The sequence below is a fragment of the Kaistella sp. genome, assembly GCF_032060305.1.
Lineage (GTDB): Bacteria > Bacteroidota > Bacteroidia > Flavobacteriales > Weeksellaceae > Kaistella > Kaistella yananensis.
On sequence record NZ_DAMBHK010000120.1, the window covers coordinates 1 to 3,502 of the forward strand.

A 3,502-nucleotide genomic window follows, 5' to 3' on the forward strand; every position below is an offset into this window, starting at 1 on the left:
AATTGGGTTATTGCAAAAAATGTTTTCGGGATAAATTTGCGGAGTCAAAACCAATAAAATAATTCAAAATGATGAAAAGAGTTATTCTCTTAATCATAATGATGATTTCAACACTTGGTATTTATTCTTTCAACAAGTTTAATGCCAATGATGCCAAAACAAGTTTTGCATCGTTCTACCACGATAAGTTTAATGGTAGGAAAACCGCAAGCGGAGAAATTTTCAGTAACAGAAAGCTTACCGCTGCACACAGAACGCTTCCGTTCGGAACTATAGTACAGGTAACGAACCTGAGAACCGGAAAAAGTGTAGAAGTGAGAATTAACGACCGAGGTCCGTTTCACTCTTCCAGAGCATTGGATTTATCCAAAGCCGCGTTCGATTCAATTGGCAACACCGCCCGCGGTACCATGCCTGTTGAATATGAAATTGTCGATTAAACTTTACGTTTTTTTTAAAGCAAAGCCGATTCATAGGAGTCGGCTTTTTTTATTTTCATCTTTTATTGTCTTAATGAAGTTCTACCATCACCGGACAGTGGTCGCTGTGTACGGCTTCCTTAAGAATTACTGCGCGCGACAGTTTCTCCTTTAACGTATACGACACGAAATTATAATCCAAGCGCCAGCCTTTGTTCCTTGCGCGGGAATTCTGGCGGTAACTCCACCAAGAATAATGATCGGGCTGGTCATTGAAGAACCGGAAACTGTCGATCAGTTCACATTCATCGATGAACCTTGTCATCCATTCTCTTTCCATCGGCAGGAAGCCGGAAGTGTTTTTAAGGCCTTCAGGATTATGGATGTCGATCGCATGATGACAGATATTAAAATCCCCTGAAATAATGAGGTTAGGAATCGTTTTGCTGAGGTTTTTTATATAGTCGAGGAAATCGTAACAGAACTGCATCTTAAATCCCAGTCTCTCGATGTTTGAAGCGGACGGAACATACACCGAAATTACCGAAAACTCATCGAAATCTGCGCGGATGATCCGGCCTTCGGAATCATAATGTTCAATACCGCAGCCGTATTCGATGTGGTTAGGTTTAATTTTAGAGGCAATTCCGACACCCGAATATCCTTTGCGCTGTGCAGAGTGCCAGAAACTGTGATACCCGATTTTTTCAAGGCTTTCGATGTCGATCTGGTCGTTGCCCGCTTTGCTTTCCTGAATACAGATGATGTCGGGATCCGAAATTTTCAGCCAGCCCACAAAATCTTTGGTGAAGGCAGCACGGATTCCGTTGACATTATAGGAGATAATTCTCATTCAATTTAATTTTCTTCAAATTTACAAAAGGAAATGACCTGTTTCTGAAGATTTACTGCCTGCCCATAAAAAAGGCGGAAAAAATCTCTGATTCTTTCCGCCCCATTGAGCCCAAATTTAAATAAACTATGAAAAAAAACTATTTGGGCTCTAATATGCTGATCGGGATAATTACCTCTTCCAAGGAAATTCCGCCGTGCTGGTATGTTTCCTTATAGTAATTCACGAAATGATTGTAGTTTTTCGGATACGCTAAAAAAGTGTTGTTTTTCGCGAAAATATATTTGGAACTCAGGTTTCCTTTCGGTAAAAATAATTTTTCAGGATTAGAGATTGCCCATACATCGCTGTTTTCATACGTTAAGCTTCTGCCGGTTTTGTAACGGATATTGGTTGAGGTTTCTCGGTCGCCCACCACTTTGCTGGGTTTTTTAACATATACCGTTCCGTGATCGGTGGTAATCACCAGCTTGAATCCGTTTTCAGCAGCCTGCTTGATGATTTTCATGAGTGATGAATTCTCGAACCAGTTGTACGTAAGCGAGCGGAAAGTTTTATCGTCCCGGATGAGTTGATTTACAATCACGTTATCGGTTTTCGCATGCGACAGGATGTCGATGAAATTATAGACAATCACGAGCAGATCGTTGTTTTTGTGCTGATTGAAATCGTCCAGAATCTTTCTCTCAAAATCTGCGTTAAGGATTTTCAGGTATTTCATCGATTTGCCGGAAAGTCCGAGCCGTTTCATCTGATCTTCCAGAAAATCGCGCTCATGTTCGTTTTTGTTTCCGTCCTCATTGTCATTAAACCATTTATCGGGAAAACGTTTTTCGATTTCCGAAGGCAGCAACCCGGCAAAAAAAGAATTTCTTGCATATTGTGTTGCGGTGGGTAAAATACTGAAGTAGTAATCTTCGGAGGTTTTGTTGTAAAACTTGGTGAAAAGCGGTTCGATTACCTTCCACTGGTCGTAACGCAAATTATCGATCATCAGGAGAAGCACTTTTTCTTTTTCGAGTTCAGGCTTTACTTTGTCTTTAAACAAAGTGTGGCTCATCATGGGTTTTTCGTTGGTATGGAGCCAGTCTTCGTAATTGTTTTCAATGAATTTAGAGAACTGAATGTTGGCTTCTTCTTTCTGCGACTGCAGCAAATCCGCAAATTCATTATCGAATACTTTATCGAATTTTATTTCCCAGTTCAGGATTTTCTTATAATATTCTGCCCAATCCTGGTACGTTCTCATGTAAGAAAGTTCCATGGAAAGGTTGCGGAACTGCTGCTGATACTCGAGGATTGTTTTTTCCTCAACCAGCGTTTCTTCCTGAAGGTTTTTCTTTAAAGAAAGCAGCACCTGATTCGGATTTACGGGTTTCAGGATATAATCAGCGATTTGTGAACCGATGGCCTGTTCCATGATTCGTTCTTCCTCGTTTTTGGTTACCATTACGATCTTTATTGCGGAATCGATGTTTTTAATCATCGGGATCGCTTCCAGGCCGCTGATGCCGGGCATATTTTCGTCGAGCAATGCCAGCTGAAAATTTTCTTTTTCGATCATTTCCAGTGCTTCGTTTACGTTGTTTACCGGGGTGACCGTATATCCTTTGTTCTCTAAAAATACAATATGAGGTTTCAATAAATCCACTTCATCATCAATCCATATTAATTTTGCCATTTATTTCAATTGTTCTGATTAATTGCCTGAGCTTTTCAGGCCTACTGTAAGGCGTCAAAAGTACAACCAAAGATTGCCAAATTTCTTTTAAAAACACGTTAAAGTTGCGTTAAATAATTGAATGACTGCGGTACGATATTTTTAAAAAAAGCGGTATCATATTATAAAAACTTAAATTTGCAGTGCGAAACTGATTCCTATCTAAAAGACAGCCATTAAACAATGACGAATAAATTCAAAATCATCAACGATCCGGTTCACGGCTTTATAAAAATACCTCACGAAATTTTATTTGATGTCATTGAGCATCCTTATTTTCAGCGTCTGCGGCGGATTTCCCAAACCGGCCTGCTGAATTTAATTTTTCCCGGCGCAACCCATACCCGTTTTCATCACGCCTTGGGCGCCATGCATCTGATGTTTACCGCTCTGGAAACATTGAGACTGAAAGGCACTGAAATTTCCAAAGAGGAAGAAAAATCTGCCATGCTCGCGATTCTGCTTCACGACATTGGTCATGGTCCTTTTTCGCACGCTTTGGAAAATATG

Annotated in this window: 4 protein-coding genes; 2 read left to right on the plus strand and 2 right to left on the minus strand. The window is 40.3% G+C overall.

The features are described 5' to 3' along the window. Nucleotides 1-68 precede the first annotated feature (68 nt). Nucleotides 69-440, plus strand: a complete 372-nt coding sequence (locus V5N63_RS11390) for a septal ring lytic transglycosylase RlpA family protein (RefSeq protein WP_332034036.1) — start codon at nucleotides 69-71, stop codon at nucleotides 438-440. 70 nt (nucleotides 441-510) lie between these two features. Here V5N63_RS11390 and V5N63_RS11395 read toward each other — a convergent pair whose 3' ends face one another. Both V5N63_RS11395 and porX read right to left on the minus strand, forming a co-directional pair. Continuing rightward, a complete protein-coding gene (locus V5N63_RS11395; protein ID WP_332034037.1) occupies nucleotides 511-1,272 on the minus strand; it encodes an exodeoxyribonuclease III in 762 nt (253 codons plus the stop codon). Nucleotides 1,273-1,411: 139 nt separating this feature from the next. Beyond that, entirely contained in the window at nucleotides 1,412-2,953 is a 1,542-nt protein-coding gene (gene porX / locus V5N63_RS11400) for a T9SS response regulator signal transducer PorX (RefSeq protein ID WP_088467975.1), read from the minus strand. Between the two features lie 222 nt (nucleotides 2,954-3,175). Between porX and V5N63_RS11405 the strand changes: the two genes are divergently transcribed. After that, the coding region (locus tag V5N63_RS11405; protein WP_332034038.1) for an HD domain-containing protein at nucleotides 3,176-3,502 on the plus strand (327 nt) is incomplete at its 3' end.